This window comes from Nocardia sp. NPDC023852, assembly GCF_040639505.1.
GTDB lineage: Bacteria > Actinomycetota > Actinomycetes > Mycobacteriales > Mycobacteriaceae > Nocardia.
Genome location: NZ_JBFAAB010000004.1, coordinates 252212 through 270612 on the forward strand (window position 1 = coordinate 252212; position 18401 = coordinate 270612).

The 18401-nt window shown below is 66.9% G+C and carries 21 protein-coding genes; 16 read left to right on the top strand and 5 right to left on the bottom strand.

Annotation, left to right across the window (positions count from 1 at the left end):
* Positions 1-25: 25 nt before the first annotated feature.
* Positions 26-391 (bottom strand): hypothetical protein, encoded by a 366-nt coding sequence (locus tag AB0H00_RS10580; protein WP_357264084.1) that lies wholly within the window; start codon positions 389-391, stop codon positions 26-28.
* A gap of 363 nt (positions 392-754) precedes the next feature.
* Between AB0H00_RS10580 and AB0H00_RS10585 the strand changes: the two genes are divergently transcribed.
* The 4 genes from AB0H00_RS10585 to AB0H00_RS10600 all read left to right on the top strand — a co-directional run bounded on the left by AB0H00_RS10585 (position 755) and on the right by AB0H00_RS10600 (position 3663).
* Positions 755-1081 (top strand): hypothetical protein, encoded by a 327-nt coding sequence (locus AB0H00_RS10585; RefSeq protein WP_357264087.1) that lies wholly within the window; start codon positions 755-757, stop codon positions 1079-1081.
* Positions 1059-1595, top strand: a complete 537-nt coding sequence (locus AB0H00_RS10590) for a DUF6879 family protein (RefSeq protein ID WP_357264090.1) — start codon at positions 1059-1061, stop codon at positions 1593-1595. Before AB0H00_RS10585 ends, AB0H00_RS10590 begins: the two co-directional genes overlap by 23 nt.
* Positions 1592-2443, top strand: coding sequence for a helix-turn-helix transcriptional regulator (locus AB0H00_RS10595; RefSeq protein WP_357264093.1), 852 nt, complete (start codon positions 1592-1594; stop codon positions 2441-2443). The genes AB0H00_RS10590 and AB0H00_RS10595 overlap by 4 nt, the downstream gene beginning before the upstream one ends.
* Before the next feature lie 170 nt (positions 2444-2613).
* A complete protein-coding gene (locus AB0H00_RS10600) occupies positions 2614-3663 on the top strand; it encodes a hotdog domain-containing protein (protein WP_357264096.1) in 1050 nt (349 codons plus the stop codon).
* A gap of 82 nt (positions 3664-3745) precedes the next feature.
* On the opposite strand, the gene AB0H00_RS10605 is transcribed toward AB0H00_RS10600, so the two are convergent.
* Entirely contained in the window at positions 3746-4642 is an 897-nt protein-coding gene (locus tag AB0H00_RS10605) for an HNH endonuclease (RefSeq protein WP_357264099.1), read from the bottom strand.
* A 171-nt stretch (positions 4643-4813) separates the two neighbouring features.
* On the opposite strand from AB0H00_RS10605, the gene AB0H00_RS10610 reads away from it, so the two are divergent.
* The gene (locus AB0H00_RS10610; protein WP_357264102.1) at positions 4814-5215 is read left to right on the top strand and encodes a hypothetical protein; all 402 of its coding nucleotides are present in this window, start codon (positions 4814-4816) and stop codon (positions 5213-5215) included.
* 185 nt (positions 5216-5400) lie between these two features.
* Positions 5401-5979, top strand: coding sequence for a hypothetical protein (locus tag AB0H00_RS10615; protein WP_357264104.1), 579 nt, complete (start codon positions 5401-5403; stop codon positions 5977-5979).
* A 39-nt stretch (positions 5980-6018) separates the two neighbouring features.
* Here the strand turns inward: AB0H00_RS10615 and AB0H00_RS10620 are convergent, their stop codons facing one another.
* Positions 6019-6204: a hypothetical protein gene (locus AB0H00_RS10620; RefSeq protein WP_357264107.1), complete on the bottom strand. Its 186-nt coding sequence runs from the start codon at positions 6202-6204 to the stop codon at positions 6019-6021.
* Positions 6205-6218: 14 nt separating this feature from the next.
* Between AB0H00_RS10620 and AB0H00_RS10625 the strand changes: the two genes are divergently transcribed.
* Positions 6219-6620: a zinc-binding dehydrogenase gene (locus AB0H00_RS10625; RefSeq protein WP_357264110.1), complete on the top strand. Its 402-nt coding sequence runs from the start codon at positions 6219-6221 to the stop codon at positions 6618-6620.
* Between the two features lie 225 nt (positions 6621-6845).
* Here the strand turns inward: AB0H00_RS10625 and AB0H00_RS10630 are convergent, their stop codons facing one another.
* A complete protein-coding gene (locus AB0H00_RS10630; protein ID WP_357264113.1) occupies positions 6846-7862 on the bottom strand; it encodes a Gfo/Idh/MocA family oxidoreductase in 1017 nt (338 codons plus the stop codon).
* Positions 7863-7922: 60 nt separating this feature from the next.
* Positions 7923-8927, bottom strand: a complete 1005-nt coding sequence (locus AB0H00_RS10635; protein ID WP_357264116.1) for a LacI family DNA-binding transcriptional regulator — start codon at positions 8925-8927, stop codon at positions 7923-7925.
* A 253-nt stretch (positions 8928-9180) separates the two neighbouring features.
* Here AB0H00_RS10635 and AB0H00_RS10640 point away from each other — a divergent pair, with 253 nt between their 5' ends.
* From AB0H00_RS10640 to AB0H00_RS10680, 9 genes are all read left to right on the top strand, one after another.
* Positions 9181-10077 (top strand): TIM barrel protein, encoded by an 897-nt coding sequence (locus AB0H00_RS10640; RefSeq protein WP_357264119.1) that lies wholly within the window; start codon positions 9181-9183, stop codon positions 10075-10077.
* Between the two features lie 19 nt (positions 10078-10096).
* Positions 10097-11104: a sugar ABC transporter substrate-binding protein gene (locus AB0H00_RS10645; RefSeq protein WP_357264122.1), complete on the top strand. Its 1008-nt coding sequence runs from the start codon at positions 10097-10099 to the stop codon at positions 11102-11104.
* Positions 11105-11114: 10 nt separating this feature from the next.
* Complete coding sequence (locus AB0H00_RS10650) at positions 11115-12164, top strand: ABC transporter permease (protein WP_357264125.1); 1050 nt, start codon at positions 11115-11117, stop codon at positions 12162-12164.
* Positions 12161-12943, top strand: coding sequence for an ATP-binding cassette domain-containing protein (locus AB0H00_RS10655; RefSeq protein ID WP_357264128.1), 783 nt, complete (start codon positions 12161-12163; stop codon positions 12941-12943). Before AB0H00_RS10650 ends, AB0H00_RS10655 begins: the two co-directional genes overlap by 4 nt.
* 25 nt (positions 12944-12968) lie before the next feature.
* The gene (iolC, locus tag AB0H00_RS10660) at positions 12969-13907 is read left to right on the top strand and encodes a 5-dehydro-2-deoxygluconokinase (RefSeq protein WP_357264130.1); all 939 of its coding nucleotides are present in this window, start codon (positions 12969-12971) and stop codon (positions 13905-13907) included.
* Between the two features lie 37 nt (positions 13908-13944).
* Positions 13945-14832, top strand: coding sequence for an aldolase (locus tag AB0H00_RS10665; RefSeq protein WP_357264133.1), 888 nt, complete (start codon positions 13945-13947; stop codon positions 14830-14832).
* Between the two features lie 43 nt (positions 14833-14875).
* Positions 14876-15763, top strand: coding sequence for a 5-deoxy-glucuronate isomerase (gene iolB / locus AB0H00_RS10670; protein ID WP_357264136.1), 888 nt, complete (start codon positions 14876-14878; stop codon positions 15761-15763).
* Positions 15760-17601, top strand: coding sequence for a 3D-(3,5/4)-trihydroxycyclohexane-1,2-dione acylhydrolase (decyclizing) (iolD, locus tag AB0H00_RS10675; RefSeq protein WP_357264138.1), 1842 nt, complete (start codon positions 15760-15762; stop codon positions 17599-17601). The genes iolB and iolD overlap by 4 nt, the downstream gene beginning before the upstream one ends.
* A gap of 432 nt (positions 17602-18033) precedes the next feature.
* On the top strand, positions 18034-18237 hold the full coding sequence (locus AB0H00_RS10680; RefSeq protein ID WP_054814460.1) for a cold-shock protein: 204 nt from the start codon (positions 18034-18036) through the stop codon (positions 18235-18237).
* Positions 18238-18401: the final 164 nt, after the last annotated feature.

Consider the following 18401-nt stretch of genomic DNA (forward strand, 5'->3'; position numbering starts at 1 on the left):
GGAACTGGTCGAACAGGCGCGGCGACTACAGGTCGACCGGGATGGCCTGGCCGCTGGAGCGTTCGCGAGTCCACAGCCGTTCAGGGTGCACGGTAAGCAGGTCGGCGACCTGGCAGATGGTGGCAGGTCGTTTGTCGACGTGCTCCAGGTCGGGGGTGATGACCAGGACGCTCGGCTTCGGCCGACCTCTCGCGGCCGCGGCGGCGTGCAGGCAATCGATGGCATCCAGCAGGCGCCCGATCGGCCGGTCCATGCGGGGGCCGATCACGACGGTGCGCACCAACTGGAAGCCGTGCTTGCAGGCCACGGATCGGATGCGTTGCTCGGCGTAGCTTTGCCGCGCGGGGGTGGCGTGGGCCAGCATGTAGCCGACCGCGATCCGGCGGGTCATCGCTTATCCCGGCCGGTTGTCGCCACGTCGGTGCGGCCGAGGGCGGTACACCAGCCGACGATGCCTCCGAGCAGCACGCCCAGCGTGATCACGAGCAGCAGGTCCAGCACGGCCACGCTCCCTCCGTCGACGGGTGGCGACCCGGGGCCGGGCTTTCGCCGGACCTGTCGCGTCCGCCTCGTGGACGCGACACCGTGCCCGTACACGCAACCGGTCCGGGGTGCCTGTCGGACCGTACGGGGCGACCCCGACCGGAGGCCAGCCGAGTGCGTGAAAGTGCGCGCACCGGTGACATCGGCCTATGCTCCCGCCACGATGAGTGCGATATCCATGCACACAACGCGCTATAAGGGAGCCCTTATCATGCAGGTTCGATTCCTCGGCGGTCCGTCCGGCGGGCAAGGCTCACCGCGGCTATATGCCACCGACCGCGACACTTTCGCCGTCCAGGGGTGGAAGACCGACCGCAGCGATCAGGTCGAGATCCCGCACCGGCTGTTGGTCCACACCGAGCCGGGCACGGCTGTGGCCGGGCTCGTCGACACAGGGCACGGCACGTTCCTGCTTACCGGCGCGCCGGTCATCGACCCGGAAGCACTAGCGACGATGAAGATCCCCGGGCATGAGGCGGCGGTGGAAGTGCCGATCGCGCGAGAGGTGACCCCGGATGATCCGCATCGAGCCGGGTGAACGCTTCGATCAGCTGCTCGGCCGCGCCGAGCAGCTGGCGTTCCATCTCGAAACCGCAGACGACTACGACGCGGAGACCGAGACCGAGTCTTTCGCCGCCTGGCGAGACAACGAAGCCCGCGACCCCGGCGGCGACTGGTTCACCCCTTGGACGCGGCAGGTGCGGGCGATGACCGGGCGTGGCGTCGCAGTGCGCCGAGCCCGCATCGTCACCGTCCCGCACACCACCTACACCCGCTACCTCCTTGCCCTTGGCCGCTACAACGTCGATGCCGGTGAAGATTTGCGCTACCTCACGCGCGCCCGGGCAGACCCGGATGACGCTGTCGCCGAGGACTTCTGGCTGCTGGATACTCACACTGTCGCCTACAGCCTGTTCGACGAGCGCGGCCGCTGGATCGGCGCGGCCACCACCAGCGAGCCGCGCCAGCTGCGCGCCGCGATCGCGATCCGTGACCGCGTGTGGGCGGCGGCAATCCCCTACGAGGACTACCTCCTCGGCAGGTTCCCATGACCGCGACCGGGGTTGATCGTGCCCGCCAAGCTCTCGGCGCCCGACTGCGCGAACTACGCCGCGCCAAGGGCTTGGACGGACGCGCATTCTCCACCGCCGCCGGATGGCACTGGTCGAAAACGTCCCGCGTCGAGCTCGGCAAACAACGCCCCAGTCGCGACGATCTCGAGGTGTGGTGCCGGCTGTGCGACGCCGAACTCGCGCTACCCGACCTCGTCGCGGCCCTCCAGAACGTTGATGCCCAATGGCAGGAATGGCGGCGGATCACCGCCGGAGGGCACGCCCGCCGTCAGCGTCGCGGCGCAGACCTCGAGGGGCGCGCCCGCTCGCTGCGCACCTACAGCATGGTGCTCATCCCCGGCCTGCTGCAGACCGAGCCTTACGCGAAAGCCGTTCTCGCCCAGTGTATTCGGTTCCTCGGCACGCACGACGACCTCGACGAAGCCGTAGCCGCGCGCCTGGCCCGCCAGCGCGTGCTGCGCCGAGGCGACCACCGACTCGTGCAGCTCGTCGACCAGTCCGCCCTCCACACCCACGTCGGCGACACCACCGTCATGACCGACCAACTCCAGCATCTGCTCGACACCGGATTCGGCAACCCCCGCCTCATCCTCGGCGTCGTCCCGGCCGGCACCGGATTCATCTACACCACTACCTCATTCGATCTGCTCGACCGCCGTACCGCCCTCGTCGAAACGATCAGCGCCGAACTCACCATCACCACCCCCTCCGAACTAACGCTCTACGAAAAAGCCTGGACCGGACTCTACGACCACGCCGTCTTCGGCGATCAGGCCCGCGCCCTCATCACCACCGCACAGCAGCAGATCACTACCCGAAGCTCATAACGGCGCCGGATCCGGACGAAGCCGCGAATTCGAAGAATCGCAGAAGGCCGCACAGTGGGTCGCGGTGGGCGCCTGCTCGTTACTCGCTCGTAGTGGCGCGGGGGCCTAAGGTTCTTCGAGACAACGGGGTCAGGTATACGAAGATTCTCTGCCCGAACGGATTGTGAACCTTGCCCAACTCGACGAATCTCGACCCCACCACAACCGTCCCGAGTCCGGCCTCGGCTGGTCGGCGTCCCGAGGCGATCCACCGCTTTCTCGTCAAACCTGCCGACGCCGGCATCGTGGGATCCGTCGACGGTGGCAAACTTCTCGAATGGATCGACAAGGTCGCCTACGCGGCGGCGGCCCAGTGGAGTGGCTGCTACTGCGTCACGGCCTATGTCGGCAACATACATCTCGACCGGCCGATCGCGGTCGGTGAGCTGGTCGAATTGCATGCGAATCTGGTCCACACCGGTCGCACCAGCATGCATATCCTCGTCACCGTCTATTCCACCGATCCCACGCGGGTGAAGCCGGTGCAGTCGGCCCAATGTCTCACGATCTTCGTCGCGGTCGATGACGATCGGCGCACCGTCGAAGTGCCGCAATGGAATCCGACAACAATCCTCGAGCTGCAGCGGCATCGGCAAGCGCAGGCAAGGATTTCGGTGCGCAAACACATCGAGGAGGCGATGGCCGCGCAGCGCTACACAGCCGCCGGCACCGCGCCGAGCGCCACGCTGCGGTTCCTGGCAGCGCCCTCGGACATCAACTGGGGCGGCAAGGTTCATGGTGGCCGGACGATGCGGTGGATCGACGAGGCCGCCTACGTGTGCGGCGCCGATTGGTCCGGACAACGCGTCATCACGTCCTACTTCGGCGGAATCCGCTTCTACCGGCCGATCGTCATCGGCCACGTCGTCGAGGTCACCGCCCGGCTGATCCATACCGGCCCGCGCAGCATGCACATGAGTGTGCACGTGACCTCCACCGACACCTATTCCGACGAACCCGCGCTGGCCGCACATGGTCTCGCCGTGGTTGTCGCGGTGGACAACGACGGAAAAGCGCTGGCCGCGCGGCAATGGACGCCGGCCTCCGAGGAAGATCAAGCGCTCGACGCACACGCCCGGCATCTTGTCGAATTGCGTTCGCTGGTCGAGCCGTTCACCCCGGCGAGTGCCGTGCCAGCCGATGCGGAACCCAGTCATTTCCGGGTACCGGCGGCGAATTAGGGTCAGGTTCGGCGTCTGAACAAGTTTTCGAGGCTGGTCCGGTGTGGAGCAGTAGAATTCCGGTTATCTGATAGCCGGATGATCAGCCGGCTGCTTGGAATTCGGTGAATCGTTCCTCGAGCCGTTCTGCTGAGGGATGGTCCTTCCGCCGTTGCGGTAGGACCAGGTGCTTGCCGTTAATCTCCTGCAGTCCATGCCGCAGCATCGCTCCTTCGCGCCTATCTTGCATCAGCTTTGCGCCAACGCGGATCTCGTATTCGGGAGAGATGCCGATCAGGTTCGTGTCGTAAGCGGAATGGTGGATCTTGCAGAGGCTCAGGCCATTGTCGACATCAGCCGCACCATGCTCCTTGCTGTCCCCGATGATGTGAGCGGCGTCGAGTAGCTGTGCATGGCCAACCTCGCACACCGCACAGCGATGGTCGTACGCAAGGAGAACCCGGCCTCTGAACTCCGGCTGGTGCAGTCGTTGCTTGGTGAGGCGTTGCGCGTATGCTCGCTCGATCGGCTTCAGGTTCAGCGGATCGGCTACGTCTCGGAGGCTTTCGTCCAGCGCGAGGATGAATCGTTGGCGCTTCTCGTCGTCCGCAATCACGTAGACAGGAAACACCGGTACGTACCGAATGGCCGCACCGATGCTGATCCATCTCAGCAGGATGATGGGCAGCTTCAATTCGTAGGCGCGCCGCAGCTTTGTGTTGTCGCCTTGGACGTTGCCGTCCCGATAGGCATAGGCGTAGAGAGACTTACCCACTTCCTTATCGTCGTAAGGACTGTCGGGCTTGGAGAGGATTGACAATGTCGCCGCGAATCGGGTGGGGTTCCAAATCCCTTTGTTGCGGTCGATCAGCCGGTAGGTCTCGGCACCGACTGTGAAGTCGGTTAGCTCATCTCGGGTGAGCGACCCCTTCTCTTCGACCTTGCGCGTCAGCTGATCGAAGATCATCTGACGCAGCTCCAGCTCTGCCCCGCTCTCCACAAAAGGAGTGTGTCATGGTCCCCGGATCTCGGCTGATCTTTCGGTTTCGAGCGGCGAAGCGCGTAGCTGCGGGCTCACGGGTTTACGATTTGGGGGCAGAGCGTGTGTGTCCCCATAGCGCCATGCCCACGAATCACGTTGGCGTACAACAGCAACCCATTGCCTTCCGCTATGACCAACGATCACGGATGGCACTGCTGGGCGTACCCCGAGGAACGAGTCCGCTTCGCAGAGAGCTTCGTCTACTCACACCTCGGCGACAGCCGCCGGGCGGAGCAAGCGCAGTTGGCGGCGCTCGATCTGTACCCGCCGCACAGTCGGCGCGGGCCCGTGCAAATCGAGCTTCAACGTGCTCTGTGCCTGGTACGCAGCGGAGACCCTAGCCAGGGCACCCGATACGCGACAATGACCTTGGACGGCTTGCCGACCGAGCATCGGACTCGGTTCGTCATGGGGCTAGGAGAGCAAGTGCTTGCGGCGGTGCGATCTGATCAGCGCCGCACACCAGCCGTCCGGGAACTCCATGAACTTCTTCGGGACGATGCCCTGTGCGCTCAGCGGGCGATCGAGTGATGACTACAGTCCCACTCTAGCTCGCGCGCTACGGAGCACCTTGGATGTGGGCGGTTCTGTGATGGGCGCACGCAATTGCGAAATCCCATTGGCGAGACACCGCGCTGGATCATAGGGCGCCATAGAGCAGCGTCGAACATCGGCGTCTGGGCTCAATCTTCCTGTGCGGTAGGCAGAATGGGGTCGTGAGCCCAATAGTGCAACAGCTTCTCACGCTTGTCGGGGTGGTCCTCGGTGCGGGCGCGACGTTCACCGCGACCACGTTCACCGAGCGTGCGAAGTGGCGGCGGAGCCACGACACACGTTGGGACGACAAGCGGTTGACCGCGTACATCGAATATGCGAGTGCTCTCAAAAGCTACGTGCAGGTGGCATACCGGCTGGCAGCAGCACGGGGGTACGCAACGAACTCCGAGCCGATCGACCTCGATGTCGGTGGTCGAGCGCTGGCGGAGGCGTCCACCGAACGCACGGTCAAGTGGGAAGTAGTGCTCTTACTGGGGTCTCCGGCAGCTGTCAGCGCTGCACGAAGGTGGCATGAGGCTGCCTGGAAGTTCAGTTCGGCGACTGGAGGAGACGAGGTCGATCAGGACGCCTACGACCGTTACTACAAGGAGCTGGCGCTGCGACGCGATGATTTCTACGCATGCGCGCGTGCCGACCTCGAGGTTCGTAGCGGTGCGCTCCCGGCAAGCTACCGAGATTGGCTTCCCTCTGTCGTCAGCGGCGAGGTGGATCTCCCCGCTGGCGGACAGGAGAGCTGACACGCTGGTGGACACGGCTTTCCTCAGCGTGTGCCTGGGTTACCGGCTGGCGTGTGTGGGGGGTGTCTGCTCGGCGAGGGTGGCGGTGGCACGGTCGAGGAACTCGCAGAACAGTGCGTGCTCGTCGGGGGCGAAGCGGTGGGTGAGGGCACGTTCGAGCACGACGACTTCCTGGTAGGCGCGGTCGAGCAGGTCGCGGCCGGTGGCGGTGAGGGTGGTGATCATGACTTTCGCGTGCAGTGCTGACTTGCGACGAGTTCCCCGCCGCCCTGGGTGAGGAGTCCTTCGACGTGATCCTGGATCCGATCGGCGGTCAGGCCCGCATCGCGAACCTGGCGCGGCTGGCGGCGCACGGACGGATCGTGGTCTACGGCAACATCGCCACCTTCGAACCGGTTACCGTGTCCGCCAACGACCTGCTGATGCGCGGGCAATCCCTGCTCACCTATAACAGCAACCTGGCAAGCCAGACCCGTCCGCAGCGGCTGGCAGACAGCGCTGCCCGCGCCCTGGCCCTGGTCGCCGACGGGTCGGTGCGCATCGACATCACCGCCGAATACGAGTTGTCCGACGTCGAGACCGCGATCGCGGATCTGGCCGGCGGACAGACCCGCGGCAAGAGCATCATCCGCGTCGGCTGAGCCGGGCCTTCCGGTCCGACGGACACGCCGCGGGACGGGAAGGGTGGCGTGGTTGCTCAGCGACGAAAACCGACGTGGAGATCATGGCCGCCTACGATCAGCCCCGCCGGTAGAAGCTGACGGCCGGGCGGCTGCCGGTTTCCCCCGACGTCGCCGAGGGCTTGTACCGCCTCGTCGACGCAGAGCTTGTCGCCGGTAGGTGGGCCGACCGGCGAAGCGGAAACCTCAGCGAATTTCGGCTACCTCGACCGGCCGTGCTTCCCTGCGCGATATCTCGCAAGCCTCGGCGATATAGAACGCCTCGAGGGCGTCGGTGGGGCTACAAGGATTGTCGAGATCGCCGATCGCGACGGAAACAAAGGCGGCCAATTCTTCGGTGTAGGCGCGGCGGAAGCGTTCGATGAAGCCGGGGTAGGCGGGGTGCGGGGAAGGGGTGTGGCCGGGTTCGACCGACGACAACGGTGAACGGTCGTCCAGGCCGACTATGGCGTTTCCCTTGGAGCCCAACGCTTCCAGTCGGACGTCGTATCCCGCCGCGTTGTATCGGGTGAGGGAGACGGTGGCGAGGGCGCCGTCGTCCAGACGCAGCACGACGGCGGCGGTGTCGACGTCGCCCGCGTCGGTGAAGAATGACTCTCCGCGGTTGGCGCCGACCGCGTAGACCTCGGTGACTTCCCGTCCCGTCACCCACCGAATGATGTCGAAATCATGCACCCCGCAGTCCCGGAACAACCCACCCGACCGTGCGATGTATTCGGCGGGCGGTGGCGCCGGATCGAGGGTGGTGGCACGCAGGGTATGCAGCCACCCGAGGTCGCCGGACCTGATGGCCGCACGCGCGGCGCGGTAGCCGGCGTCGAAGCGGCGTTGGAACCCGATCTGGACCGGGACGGCGGAGTGCCGGATGTGGTCGATGACGGTGCGAGTGCCTTCGATGTCGGCGGCTACCGGCTTCTCGCAGAAGACGGGGATGCCCGCGTCGACGGCGCGGATGATGAGGGCGGGGTGGGAGTCGGTGGCGGTGGCGATGACGAGGCCGTCGAGGTCGGCGGCGAAGAGTCTGTCCAGGTCGGGGGCGAATTCGACGCCGAGTGCGGTGGCGGTGGCGCGGGCCCGGTCGGTGTCGGCGTCGGCGACGACGACGGTGGTGACATTCGGGAGGCGCTCGAGGGTTTCGGTGTGCAAGGTTCCGATTCGGCCGGTTCCAGCCAGGCCCAAGGTAATGGCTTTATCGGATGACATCGGCTCTCCTTCGGGTGAAATCTCGAGGTGCGGTCGGTGATCGGCCGCTCGCGAGGCGGTTCAGTGGCCGGGGGCGCTCGTGGTCGAGCGGACGACGAGGGAAGGCTGTAGACGGCGTCGGATCGGGGCGGTACGTCCGTCGCGGAGGCGTTCGGCGAGCGCCTCGACGGCCAGGCGGCCCATTTGGACGCGTGGCTGGTCGATGGTGGTCAAGGCGAGGTGGCGCAGCGCGGCCAACGACGTGTTGTCGTAGCCGATGACCGAAACATCTTCTGGCACGCGCAATCCCGCTTCCTCTAGTGCGGACATCGCTCCGACCGCGTTGAAGTCGTTTCCACAGACCAGTGCGGTGGGAAAGTCGCTGCGAGAGAACAGGTTCAACAATTTACGCACCGCGATCATGCCTGCGGAGTCGGTGTGCTCGCTCGGAATGACCATCGGCTCAAGGCCGTGGCGCGTCATGGCGGCACGGTAGCCCTTGCGGCGCGGCGCGGAGGTGAAGGCGGCACCGCCGTCGAGGTGCACGATGCGCCGATGCCCCAGGGACACCAGGTGATCGACGGCCAGGCCCGCGCCGATCTCGCCGTCGTCGTTGACCGTGTCGATGTCGGCGACCGTGGAGCTGCGGGAGACCAGCACGAGCGGTGCCTGTTGTGCCGCTTCGCGAATCGCGGCGGCGGGCAGAATGGGGGAGAGCAGGATGACGCCGCCGGGCCGGAAGGACAGCAGGCTCTCCAGAGCGGTGCGTTCGCGGGCGGCGCTGCGGCGGCCGGTGTTGAGGATCAGTTCGAGGCCGGAGTCCTGCGCCGCGGCGTCCATGCCCTCGACGACGTCGGCGAAGAAGGCGTTGCGGAGGTCGGAGACCATGACGCCCACGATGTTGGAGGTCCGGCTGGCCAGCGAGCGCGCCAAGATGTGCGGCTGGTATCCGAGGTCTTTCGCGGCTTCCAGCACGGCGCGGCGGCGGTGCTCGCTGACTTTGGGGGATTCGCGCATGACGAGCGAAACGAGGGCACGGGAGACGCCGGCGCGCTCGGCGACGTCTTCCATGGTGGGTCGCGCCATGTCGCCTCCGTTCCCGTTCGGTGAACCGTGCCCGGTCGGACGATACAAGATCGGCGCATCCTGAGCAATAGAGCGCTCTAACAAGACATTTCCCAAAAACTATTTCTCGGAGGCTCTGCATGTATTGCGGTGTATTACCAGGTAGTGGCGATAGAATCGGGCCACGGAGAGTTCTTGACACACTATGGCCCACGTTACATAGTTGGAGCGCTCCAACCGCTTCAACTCGACACTGAAGGTCGGAGAAGTGCCGATGACGGAATCGCTCTACCCGCTGCGTATCGCGGCCGCTCCGATCTCCTGGGGAGTCTGCGAGGTTCCCGGCTGGGGTCACATGCTCGACGCGCGCACCGTCCTGTCGGAAATGGCCGAGCTCGGCCTGTCCGCTACCGAGCTCGGCCCACCTGGCTATTTCCCGCGCGACCCGGCCGAGCTGCGGCGGCTGCTCGAGGCCTACGGGATCACCTCGGTCGGCGGGTTTCTGGCCCTCGTGCTGCACCGGAACCCCCGCGAGGCGATCGCACAGGTGAAGGACACCACCGCACTGCTGGCGGCTACCGGCGCCGAGGTCCTCGTCCTCGCCGCCGCCACAGGACTCTGCGGCTATGATTCGCGCCCACAGCTCGAAGACACCGAATGGCGCACGTTGGTGGACGCCGCCGCCGCGATCCGCGACGTCGCCGCCGAACGTGGCCTGCGCACGGTACTGCACCCACACGTCGGCACGCACGTGGAGAGCGAGACCGAGGTCGAGCGTTTCCTCGCCGACTCCGACCTCGACATCTGCCTGGACACCGGACATTTGCTGATCGGCGGCACCGACCCTGTGCGGCTCGCACGGCGATATGCCGAACGCATCGGGCACATCCACCTCAAGGATGTCCGCAGCGCACTGGCCGACCAGGTGCGCGGCGCGACGCTGGAGTACAGCGAGGCGGTGCGGCGTGGGCTGTATGTTCCACTCGGCGAGGGCGACGTCGACATCGAGGCGCTGGTGCGTAGCGTCCGCGCCGCGGGCTACCGGGGCTGGTATGTGATGGAACAGGACACTGCCCTGCTGCCGACCGGCTCGGCGGACCTGCCGCGCCGCGACACCGAACGGAGTCTGCGTCACCTCGCGGACATCGCGCCTGCCGCGGCACGAATCTAGTTGGAAAGTGATGACAACGATGTCTCTGAGACCACAGAGCGAGGCGACCGCGTGGTGGCGGCGCCAGGGCCGCCTGCTGCCGTGGGTCGCCACGGCCGCCCTGCTGGCCGCGTGCAGCGGACCCGGCACCGACGCGCCTGCGCCGTCACAGGCACCGGTCGCGGCGGGCCGACTGGAGTCGGTAGCGGTGGTGACACACGGCAGCCCGGGCGACGCGTTCTGGAACGTCGTCAAGAACGGGGCGGAGGCCGCGGGCAAGAATCTCGGCGTCCGCGTCGAGTACAACGCCTCGGGTGACCCCGGCCAGCAGGCGAAGCTGATCGACAACGCGGTGGCACAGGGCGTCGATGGCCTCGTCGTTTCCATGGCCAACCCCGAGGCGTTGCGGCCATCCCTCGAAAAGGCCGTCGTCGCGGGCATCCCAGTGGTGACGATCAATTCCGGCGAGGCCGAGAGCGCGAAGTTCGGTGCGTTCGCCCATGTGGGCCAGAGCGAATCGCTCGCGGGCCAGGCCGCGGGCAGACGGCTCGCGGACGCCGGGCGCGGCAAGTTGCTCTGCGTGATCCACGAGGCGGGCAATGTCGGCGCCAGCGAACGCTGCGGCGGCGCGACGAAAGCCTTCGGTAACGCGACCACGCTCCAGGTGGACATCAACAACCCGACCGACGTGCAGTCTCGGATCAAGGGCGCGCTGGAGGCCGACCGCTCCATCGACGCGGTCTTGACGCTGACTTCCCAGATCGCCGCGCGGGCGGTGGACGCGGCACGAGAAGCGAGGTCGGCGGCCACGGTCGCGACCTTCGACCTGAATTCGGATGTGGTGGAAGCGATCCAGGCAGGCAAGCTCCTGTTCGCGGTCGACCAGCAGCAATACGAGCAGGGCTACCTGCCGATCGTGCTGCTGCAGCTCTACCGGTCGAATCTGAACACCGTCGGAGGCGGCGCGCCGGTGCAGACCGGCCCTGGCTTCGTCGACAAGAGCAACGTCGACGCCGTGGCCGCGCTGGTCGCGCAAGGCACGCGGTGAGGTGGACGACATGACCGTTGTGACAAAGACTTCCGACGCGACGCAGGACCAGACCGCGGGCCTCTCGCCGCTGCAGCGCCTGTTCCTTCGACCGGAAATCGGGGCAGCGCTCGGCGCGCTGCTCGTGTTCGTGTTCTTCTCGATCATCACCGATCGGTTTCTCAGCCCGCTCGGCGTGGCGACTTGGCTGGATGATTCGTCCACGCTGGGCATCATGGCGGTGGCCGTGGCCCTGCTCATGATCGGCGGCGAGTTCGACCTGTCGGCGGGCGTGATGACCGCCTCCACCGCGCTCGTCACCGCGTTGCTCGCGGTACACGCCGGGTGGAACGTATGGTTCGCGTTGCTGGCATCGTTGGTGTTCGCCCTCGCCGTCGGCGCGTTCAACGGCTGGGTGGTGATGCGCACGGGCCTGCCGAGCTTCATCGTCACCCTCGGCACGTTCCTCGCGTTGCAAGGCTCGAATCTCGGTGTGACGCGGCTGGTTACCGACACCGTTCAGGTGTCGGGCGTGCGCGCCGCCGACGGCTACCAGTCGGCGGGCTGGGTGTTCGCCTCGACGCTGAACATCGGCGACGCCCGTATCCAGGCCTCGGTGGTGTGGTGGATCGTGCTGACCGTTCTCGCCGCGATCATCTTGGTGCGTACCAGGTTCGGCAACTGGATCTTCGCGGTGGGCGGGGAGCTGCCCAGCGCCCGTGCGGTCGGCGTGCCCGCCGATCGCACGAAGATTCTGCTGTTCATGGGTACCGCGTTCGCGGGCTGGGTGGTCGGCTCCTGCAACATCCTCCGCTTCGCGAGCGTGCAGGCCAACCAGGGCGTCGGGCTCGAGCTGCACTACATCATCGCTGCCGTGGTGGGCGGGTGCCTGCTGACCGGCGGCTTCGGCTCGGCGGTCGGCGCCGCGATCGGCGCGTTGATCTTCGGCATGGCCCGCCAGGGCATCGTGTTCGCCCGCTGGGACAGCGACTGGTTCATGCTGTTCCTCGGTGGGCTGCTGCTGGCCGCGGTGTTGGTCAACAACAGATTCCAGAAGCGGGCCGAAAGGGTACGCCGATGACCCCCCTCATCGAAGCCGTCGACCTCGGCAAGAGCTACGGCGGTGTCGTCGCGTTGCGCGAGGTGTCCACCGTAGTGAACGCGGGCGAGGTGACCTGCGTGCTCGGCGACAACGGCGCGGGCAAATCCACGTTGATCAAGATCCTGGCCGGGGTGCACCAGCACGACCGCGGCGAGCTGCGGGTGGAGGGCGAATCGGTCCGGTTCTCCTCGCCACGTGCGGCATTGGATCGCGGCGTCGCCACGGTGTATCAGGACTTGGCGGTGGTGCCGCTGATGAGCGTCTGGCGCAATTTCGTGCTCGGCTCCGAACCCACCGTCGGATACGGCCCGATCCGGCTGCTGGATCGCAAAAAGGGCGTCGAGATCGCACGAACCGCGCTGGCGGACATGGGTATCGACATTCGCGACCTGGAACAGCCGGTCGGCACGCTTTCGGGCGGCCAACGGCAGTGCATCGCTATCGCGCGCGCCGTGCACTATGGCGCGAAGGTGCTCATTCTCGACGAGCCGACCGCGGCGTTGGGCGTGAAACAGGCCGGGGTGGTGCTGAAGTACGTCGTGCAGGCGCGCGATCGCGGCCTCGGCGTCGTCCTCATCACGCACAACCCGCATCACGCCTACCCGGTCGGCGACCGATTCCTGTTGCTGAAGCGGGGCGCCGTGCTCGGCACGTACGAGAAATCGGAGATCGATGTGCAGGAGCTGACCCGCCAGATGGCGGGCGGTGCGGAATTGGACGCCCTGCAGCACGAGCTGCGGCGCGTGGTGACGCCATGAATCCGGGCGGACAGGAGGCGAGCCGGTGACGGATCTGGAGGCGCTGACCATCGGCCGGGTCGGGGTGGATCTGTATCCGGAGCAGAGCGGCGTCGGGCTGGCGCAGGTGCGGACCTTCGCGAAGTTCCTGGGGGGCACCGCAACCAATGTCGCGGTGGCCGCCGCCCGGCTCGGCAGGCGGTCGGCGGTGCTGACCAAGGTGGGACCCGACGGTTTCGGCGACTTCGTGCGCTCGGCGCTCGACGGTTTCGGCGTCTCGTCTCGTTACGTCACGACGGCGCCGAATCTACTGACGCCGGTGGTGTTCTGCGAGCTCGCGCCGCCCGCCGATCCGCCGCTGCTGTTCTATCGTGCGCCGATCGCGCCGGATCTCACCATCACCGAGGACGAGGTCCCGTGGGAGGTGGTGGATTCGGTACCGCTGCTCTGGGTCACCGGCACCGGCGTGAGCGCCGAGCCGGGAAGCAGTACACAGCGCGCGATCCTGCGGCGGCGCGCGCGCCGCGGGTACACCGTGCTCGATCTCGACTACCGGCCGATGTTCTGGCCCGACGTGGAGACCGCGCGAGCCGAGATCGGCTGGATGCTCGACCATGTGAACGTAGTGGTCGGCAACCGCACCGAGGTCCAAGTGGCGGTGGGTACCGCGGACCCCGACGCGGCGGCGGACCGGTTGCTGGCGCGCGGCGTGCGCCTCGCGGTGATCAAGCGAGGTGCCGACGGGGTGCTCGTGGCCGACGACTCCGAACGATGGACGGTACCGCCGTGCCCCGTGCAGGTGGTGTGCGGGCTCGGCTCCGGCGACGGATTCGGCGGTGCGCTGATCCACGGTCTGCTGTCGGACTGGGACCCGCAGCGGATCGCCACCTACGCCAACGCCGCGGGCGCGCTGGTGGCCTCGCGCCTCGCCTGCGCCGACGCGATGCCGACCGAGGCGGAGATCGAGGAATTGCTATGCGGCTGAGTCGGAGCCGGACCGCCGAACGGAGGAAGCAGTGCACGTGACCGACGATCGCTGGCGTGAGCTGCTGCGCGTCCGCGCGACCGAACCCGCGGCGGTCGAACGGGCGTATGTGGAACGGGTGCGGCGCCCGAACCTGCTGGCGGGCAAGCAGACCCTGTTCCTGGTCGCCGCGGATCACCCGGCCCGCGGCGCCCTCGGTGTCGGCGCGGACGGCACGGCCATGGCCGACCGGCGCACCCTGCTGGAACGGCTGCTGATCGCGTTGGAGAACCCGGATGTAGACGGTGTGCTCGGTTCACCGGACGTGGTGGAGGAGTTGCTGCTGTTGGACGCGCTGGACGACAAGGTCGTGATCGGCTCGATGAACCGTGGCGGATTGGCCGGCGCGGAATGGGAGATCGACGACCGCTTCACCGGTTACGACGCCCAATCTCTTGCACGCTTTCGCCTCGACGGCGGCAAAATGCTGTTGCGCTTGGTCGATTCCGACGCGGGGACGGTGCCGACTCTGCAAGCCTGCGCGCAGGCGGTCTCCGAATTGGCGGCGCACGGGCTGATGGCGATGGTCGAGCCGTTGCCCTACCACCGGGACGATTCCGGCGCGCTGGTGATGAGCAAGGACGCGCCATCGCTGTCCAGGGCGATCACGGTGGCCTCCGGCCTCGGCGTCACCTCTGCCTACACCTGGCTGAAAATCCCCGCACCACAGGATATTTCGGTGCTGGATGCGACGACCCTCCCGGTGGTCGTGCTCGGCGGGGCGCCCTCCGGCGACCCGGCGGCGGATCTCGCATTCTGGTACGGCGCGCTCGGCCACGACGTGGTCCGCGGTCTGGTAGTCGGACGCACCCTGCTGTATCCGCCGGACGGCGACGTCGCTCGAGCTGTGGATACCGCCGCCCGCCTGTTGAAGGAAGCCCGATGAGTCGCCGGGGTGCCGTTGGCACGCGGCGCGGGATCGAGACGCGATGATGTTGCATCGGCCCGAGGGGACGCTGCGCCGCGACGGCGACCCGATCCTGCTGACCCCCGAGGAGGCCGGATGGACCTACACGGGACTGCGGGTGCTGCGGATCGGCGCGGGAACATCGCGGACCGTGCGGACCGGGGAATTCGAGGCGTTCGTCCTCCCGCTGGCCGGGGGATGCACCGTGCGCGTCGACGGTAGGACCTTCACGCTGACGGGACGGAAATCGGTCTTCACCCGTGTGACGGATTTCGCCTACGTTCCGCGCGACGCCGAGGTGGACATCGTGGCGGAAGGTGATCTGGAGGTGGCGTTGCCGATGGCGCGCTGCACCCGTCGATTGACACCGAAATACGGTCCGGCGGAACAGATCGCGGTGGAAGTTCGCGGCGCGGGCGTGGCAACCCGGCAGGTCACCAATTTCGGCGTACCCGGCGTCTGGGAGCACGCCGACAAGCTCAACGCCTGCGAGCTGATCACCCCGGACGGCAACTGGTCGTCCTACCCGCCGCACAAGCACGATGAGGAGAGCGACTGCGAGGTCGTCAACGAGGAGATCTACTACTTCCGCATCGCCGGACGTGACGGGATCACACCCGCACGCGAGGGGTTCGGCCTGCACCGGACCTACACAGTCGACGGAGCGCTGGACGAGGCCGTCGCAGTGCGGGACGGGGACGTGTTTTTGGTCCCGCGCGGCTACCACGGGCCGTGCGTCGCCGCGCCTGGCTACCCGATGTACTACCTCAACGTGCTGGCGGGTCCGGCGCAGGATCGGTCGATGGCGTTCTGCGACGACCCGGCGCACCACTGGGTGCGCGCGCGGTGGGACGCCGAGCCGATCGACCCGCGCTGTCCGGTCACCACTCACGAAGGACGGATCGGATGAAGCTGACCACAGCGCAGGCGCTGGTGGCCTGGCTGGTCGCCCAGCGCTCCGAGACACTCGACGGCCGTGAAGTGCCGCTGTTTCCTGCGGTGTTCGGGATCTTCGGGCACGGCAACGTGCTCGGCCTGGGCACCGCGTTGTACGAGCGGCGCGCGGAGATCCCGGTCTGGCGCGGGCAGACCGAAGAGGGGATGGCACTCGCGGCCGTCGGTTATGCCAAGGCCACGCACCGCCGCCAGGTGGGCGTCGCGACCTCCTCGATTGGTCCAGGCGCGTTGAACATGGTGACGGCAGCGGGTGTCGCGCACGCGAATCGCCTTCCGCTGCTGCTACTTCCGGGCGACACCTTCATCGGTAGGGCACCGGACCCGGTACTGCAACAGGTCGAGCACTTCGGTGACCCGACCGTCACGGTAAACGACGCGTTCCGTGCGGTGAGCCGGTATTTCGACCGCATCACCCGCCCGGAGCAGCTGATTTCCACACTGTCCCAGGCCGTTCGGGTGCTCACTGACACAGCGGAAGCCGGGCCGGTCGTCCTCGCGCTCCCGCAGGACGTCCAGGGCGAGACCTACGATTTCCCCGACGCGCTGTTCGCTCCCGTCGTGCACCGCGTCGCGCGGCCACGCCCCGATCGGCGGGCACTCACCGAAGCCGCCGCCGCGCTGTGCGCCGCGCGGCGTCCGCTGTTGGTTCTCGGCGGTGGCGTTCGGTATTCGGGGGCGGGTCGCACCACCGTGGAATTCGCCGAGCACGTCGGCATTCCGATCGCGGAGACCACCGCGGGACGCACCTTGGTGCCGCACGACCATCCGCTGTACGCGGGTCCGCTCGGTATCACGGGCTCGGCGTCGGCGAACGCGATGGCGGCGGAGGCCGATTTGGTCCTCGCGGTCGGAACCAGGTTGCAGGATTTCACCACGGCGTCTTGGACCGTCTTCGCGCCGGACGTGCGCCTGGTGACGGTCAACGCGGCACGGTTCGATGCCGTCAAGCACGGTGCCGTCGCCGTGGTCGGCGACGCCGAGGCCACCGTGCGGGAGCTGGCCGGGCAGGTGGGACAGTGGCGTGCGGATCCGGCGTGGACCGCGCGCGCCGCGGTTCTGCGCAGCACCTGGGACTCGCATATCGATAAGTTGCGCGCACCGACGCCCGGCACGCCGAGCTACGCCCAGGTCGTCGGGGTGGTGAATGAGCTGAGCGGGCCGAGCGACTACGTCATGACGGCATCCGGTGGTTTGCCCGGTGAGCTCGTCGGTGGCTGGCGCGCGTCGGGCGGAGCGCCCACGATGGACGTCGAGTACGGCTTCTCCTGCATGGGCTACGAGCTCGCCGGCGCGTGGGGTGCGGCCATGGCGCATCGGGACGGCGTGGTGACGACGCTGCTCGGGGATGGCTCCTATCTGATGTTGAACTCGGAATTGTTCTCGGCGGCCTTCGCTGGGCACCCGTTCGTGGCGGTGGTGTGCGACAACGACGGCTACGCCGTGATCGGCCGTCTGCAGGAGGGCCAGGGTGGCGCCGCGTTCAACAATTTCTACGCCGACTGCCGCACCAATCACCAGCAGCCGCCCCGCGTCGACTTCGCCGCCCATGCCGCAGCGCTGGGATGCGCCGTCTTCACCGCATCCGACCTGCACGAATTTCGTGCTGCCTACAGACGGGCGCGGGCGGCGGCGGCCGGCACGTCCGGGCCGGCCGTGGTCGTGGTGCGTACCCAGCCGTCCGCGTGGACCGAGGCGGGCGCCTGGTGGGAGGTCGGGGTGCCGGAGTACCTGTCGGGTCGGGCCGCTTATGACGAGTCGAAGCCGAACCAAGTGCGGTATCTGCGGCCGTGAACAGCGAACTCGACACTGGTGCGTGGCCCGCCCCGACCTGTGGGCTGAAGCGTTGGAATCCGCATGCGGTAAGCTGTATCACATTGGGGCTCAAGGAAACTGGTAGCAGAAGCGTATCGGTGTCGAACCGCGTCGAAGAAGGAGTTCATGATGCCCGGCGCGGTAGCCCATGTGATCGGGGTGCGCTCGTCGAGGACGACGGCGAGCACACCCGGCGAGAAGTGCGGGTGCCCAGTGACTGTTCCGGTGGTTTTGTCCGGATCGGGACCCGACCGAGCGTGGGAGGTGACAGACGCAGCCCGCTGCTGAGCGTTGGATAGCTCACAGTTTTTTGGGCTGAAGGTGGAGTAATTCGTCGGATCATGGCATCGTTGATCTACGAGACCAGGGCATATCGATTTCAACACCTGGCTCGTCTACAGAAAGTATGAAATGGCTCAAGGCATTGTGAAGTGGTTCAACAGCGAGAAGGGCTTCGGCTTCATTGCGCAGGACGGCGGAGGACCCGACGTCTTTGTGCACTACTCGGCTGTTAGCGGCGCGGGTTTCCGGTCCCTCGATGAGGGGCAGCGTGTGGAGTTCGAGATCGGCCAGGGACAGAAGGGGCCGCAAGCCCAGGATGTCCGCGTTCTCTGATCGCGACTTAGCTTTCTCAAGGCCCCGAACAATGTTGCGGGGCCTTTCCCCTGTTCAGGGTACTTTTTTGGCTTTCGATCGCCGCCTCCGGATCCGCGTATGGAGTAGCGAACACCCGCTGGTGCAGGCCTCGCGCATAAGCGGGATGTCGGGGCCTTGGTTCG

Bases quoted from the DNA above. Each gene is read 5' to 3' on its own strand.
- AB0H00_RS10585 (WP_357264087.1), top strand. From the start codon at position 755: ATGCAGGTTCGATTCCTCGGCGGTCCGTCCGGCGGGCAAGGCTCACCG.
- AB0H00_RS10645 (WP_357264122.1), top strand. From the start codon at position 10,097: ATGTCTCTGAGACCACAGAGCGAGGCGACCGCGTGGTGGCGGCGCCAG.
- AB0H00_RS10680 (WP_054814460.1), top strand. From the start codon at position 18,034: ATGGCTCAAGGCATTGTGAAGTGGTTCAACAGCGAGAAGGGCTTCGGC.
- AB0H00_RS10655 (WP_357264128.1), top strand. From the start codon at position 12,161: ATGACCCCCCTCATCGAAGCCGTCGACCTCGGCAAGAGCTACGGCGGT.
- AB0H00_RS10595 (WP_357264093.1), top strand. From the start codon at position 1,592: ATGACCGCGACCGGGGTTGATCGTGCCCGCCAAGCTCTCGGCGCCCGA.
- AB0H00_RS10640 (WP_357264119.1), top strand. From the start codon at position 9,181: ATGACGGAATCGCTCTACCCGCTGCGTATCGCGGCCGCTCCGATCTCC.
- AB0H00_RS10610 (WP_357264102.1), top strand. From the start codon at position 4,814: ATGACCAACGATCACGGATGGCACTGCTGGGCGTACCCCGAGGAACGA.
- AB0H00_RS10590 (WP_357264090.1), top strand. From the start codon at position 1,059: ATGATCCGCATCGAGCCGGGTGAACGCTTCGATCAGCTGCTCGGCCGC.
- AB0H00_RS10650 (WP_357264125.1), top strand. From the start codon at position 11,115: ATGACCGTTGTGACAAAGACTTCCGACGCGACGCAGGACCAGACCGCG.
- iolB (WP_357264136.1), top strand. From the start codon at position 14,876: ATGATGTTGCATCGGCCCGAGGGGACGCTGCGCCGCGACGGCGACCCG.
- iolD (WP_357264138.1), top strand. From the start codon at position 15,760: ATGAAGCTGACCACAGCGCAGGCGCTGGTGGCCTGGCTGGTCGCCCAG.
- AB0H00_RS10630 (WP_357264113.1), bottom strand. From the start codon at position 7,862: ATGTCATCCGATAAAGCCATTACCTTGGGCCTGGCTGGAACCGGCCGA.
- AB0H00_RS10580 (WP_357264084.1), bottom strand. From the start codon at position 391: ATGACCCGCCGGATCGCGGTCGGCTACATGCTGGCCCACGCCACCCCC.
- AB0H00_RS10635 (WP_357264116.1), bottom strand. From the start codon at position 8,927: ATGGCGCGACCCACCATGGAAGACGTCGCCGAGCGCGCCGGCGTCTCC.
- AB0H00_RS10620 (WP_357264107.1), bottom strand. From the start codon at position 6,204: ATGATCACCACCCTCACCGCCACCGGCCGCGACCTGCTCGACCGCGCC.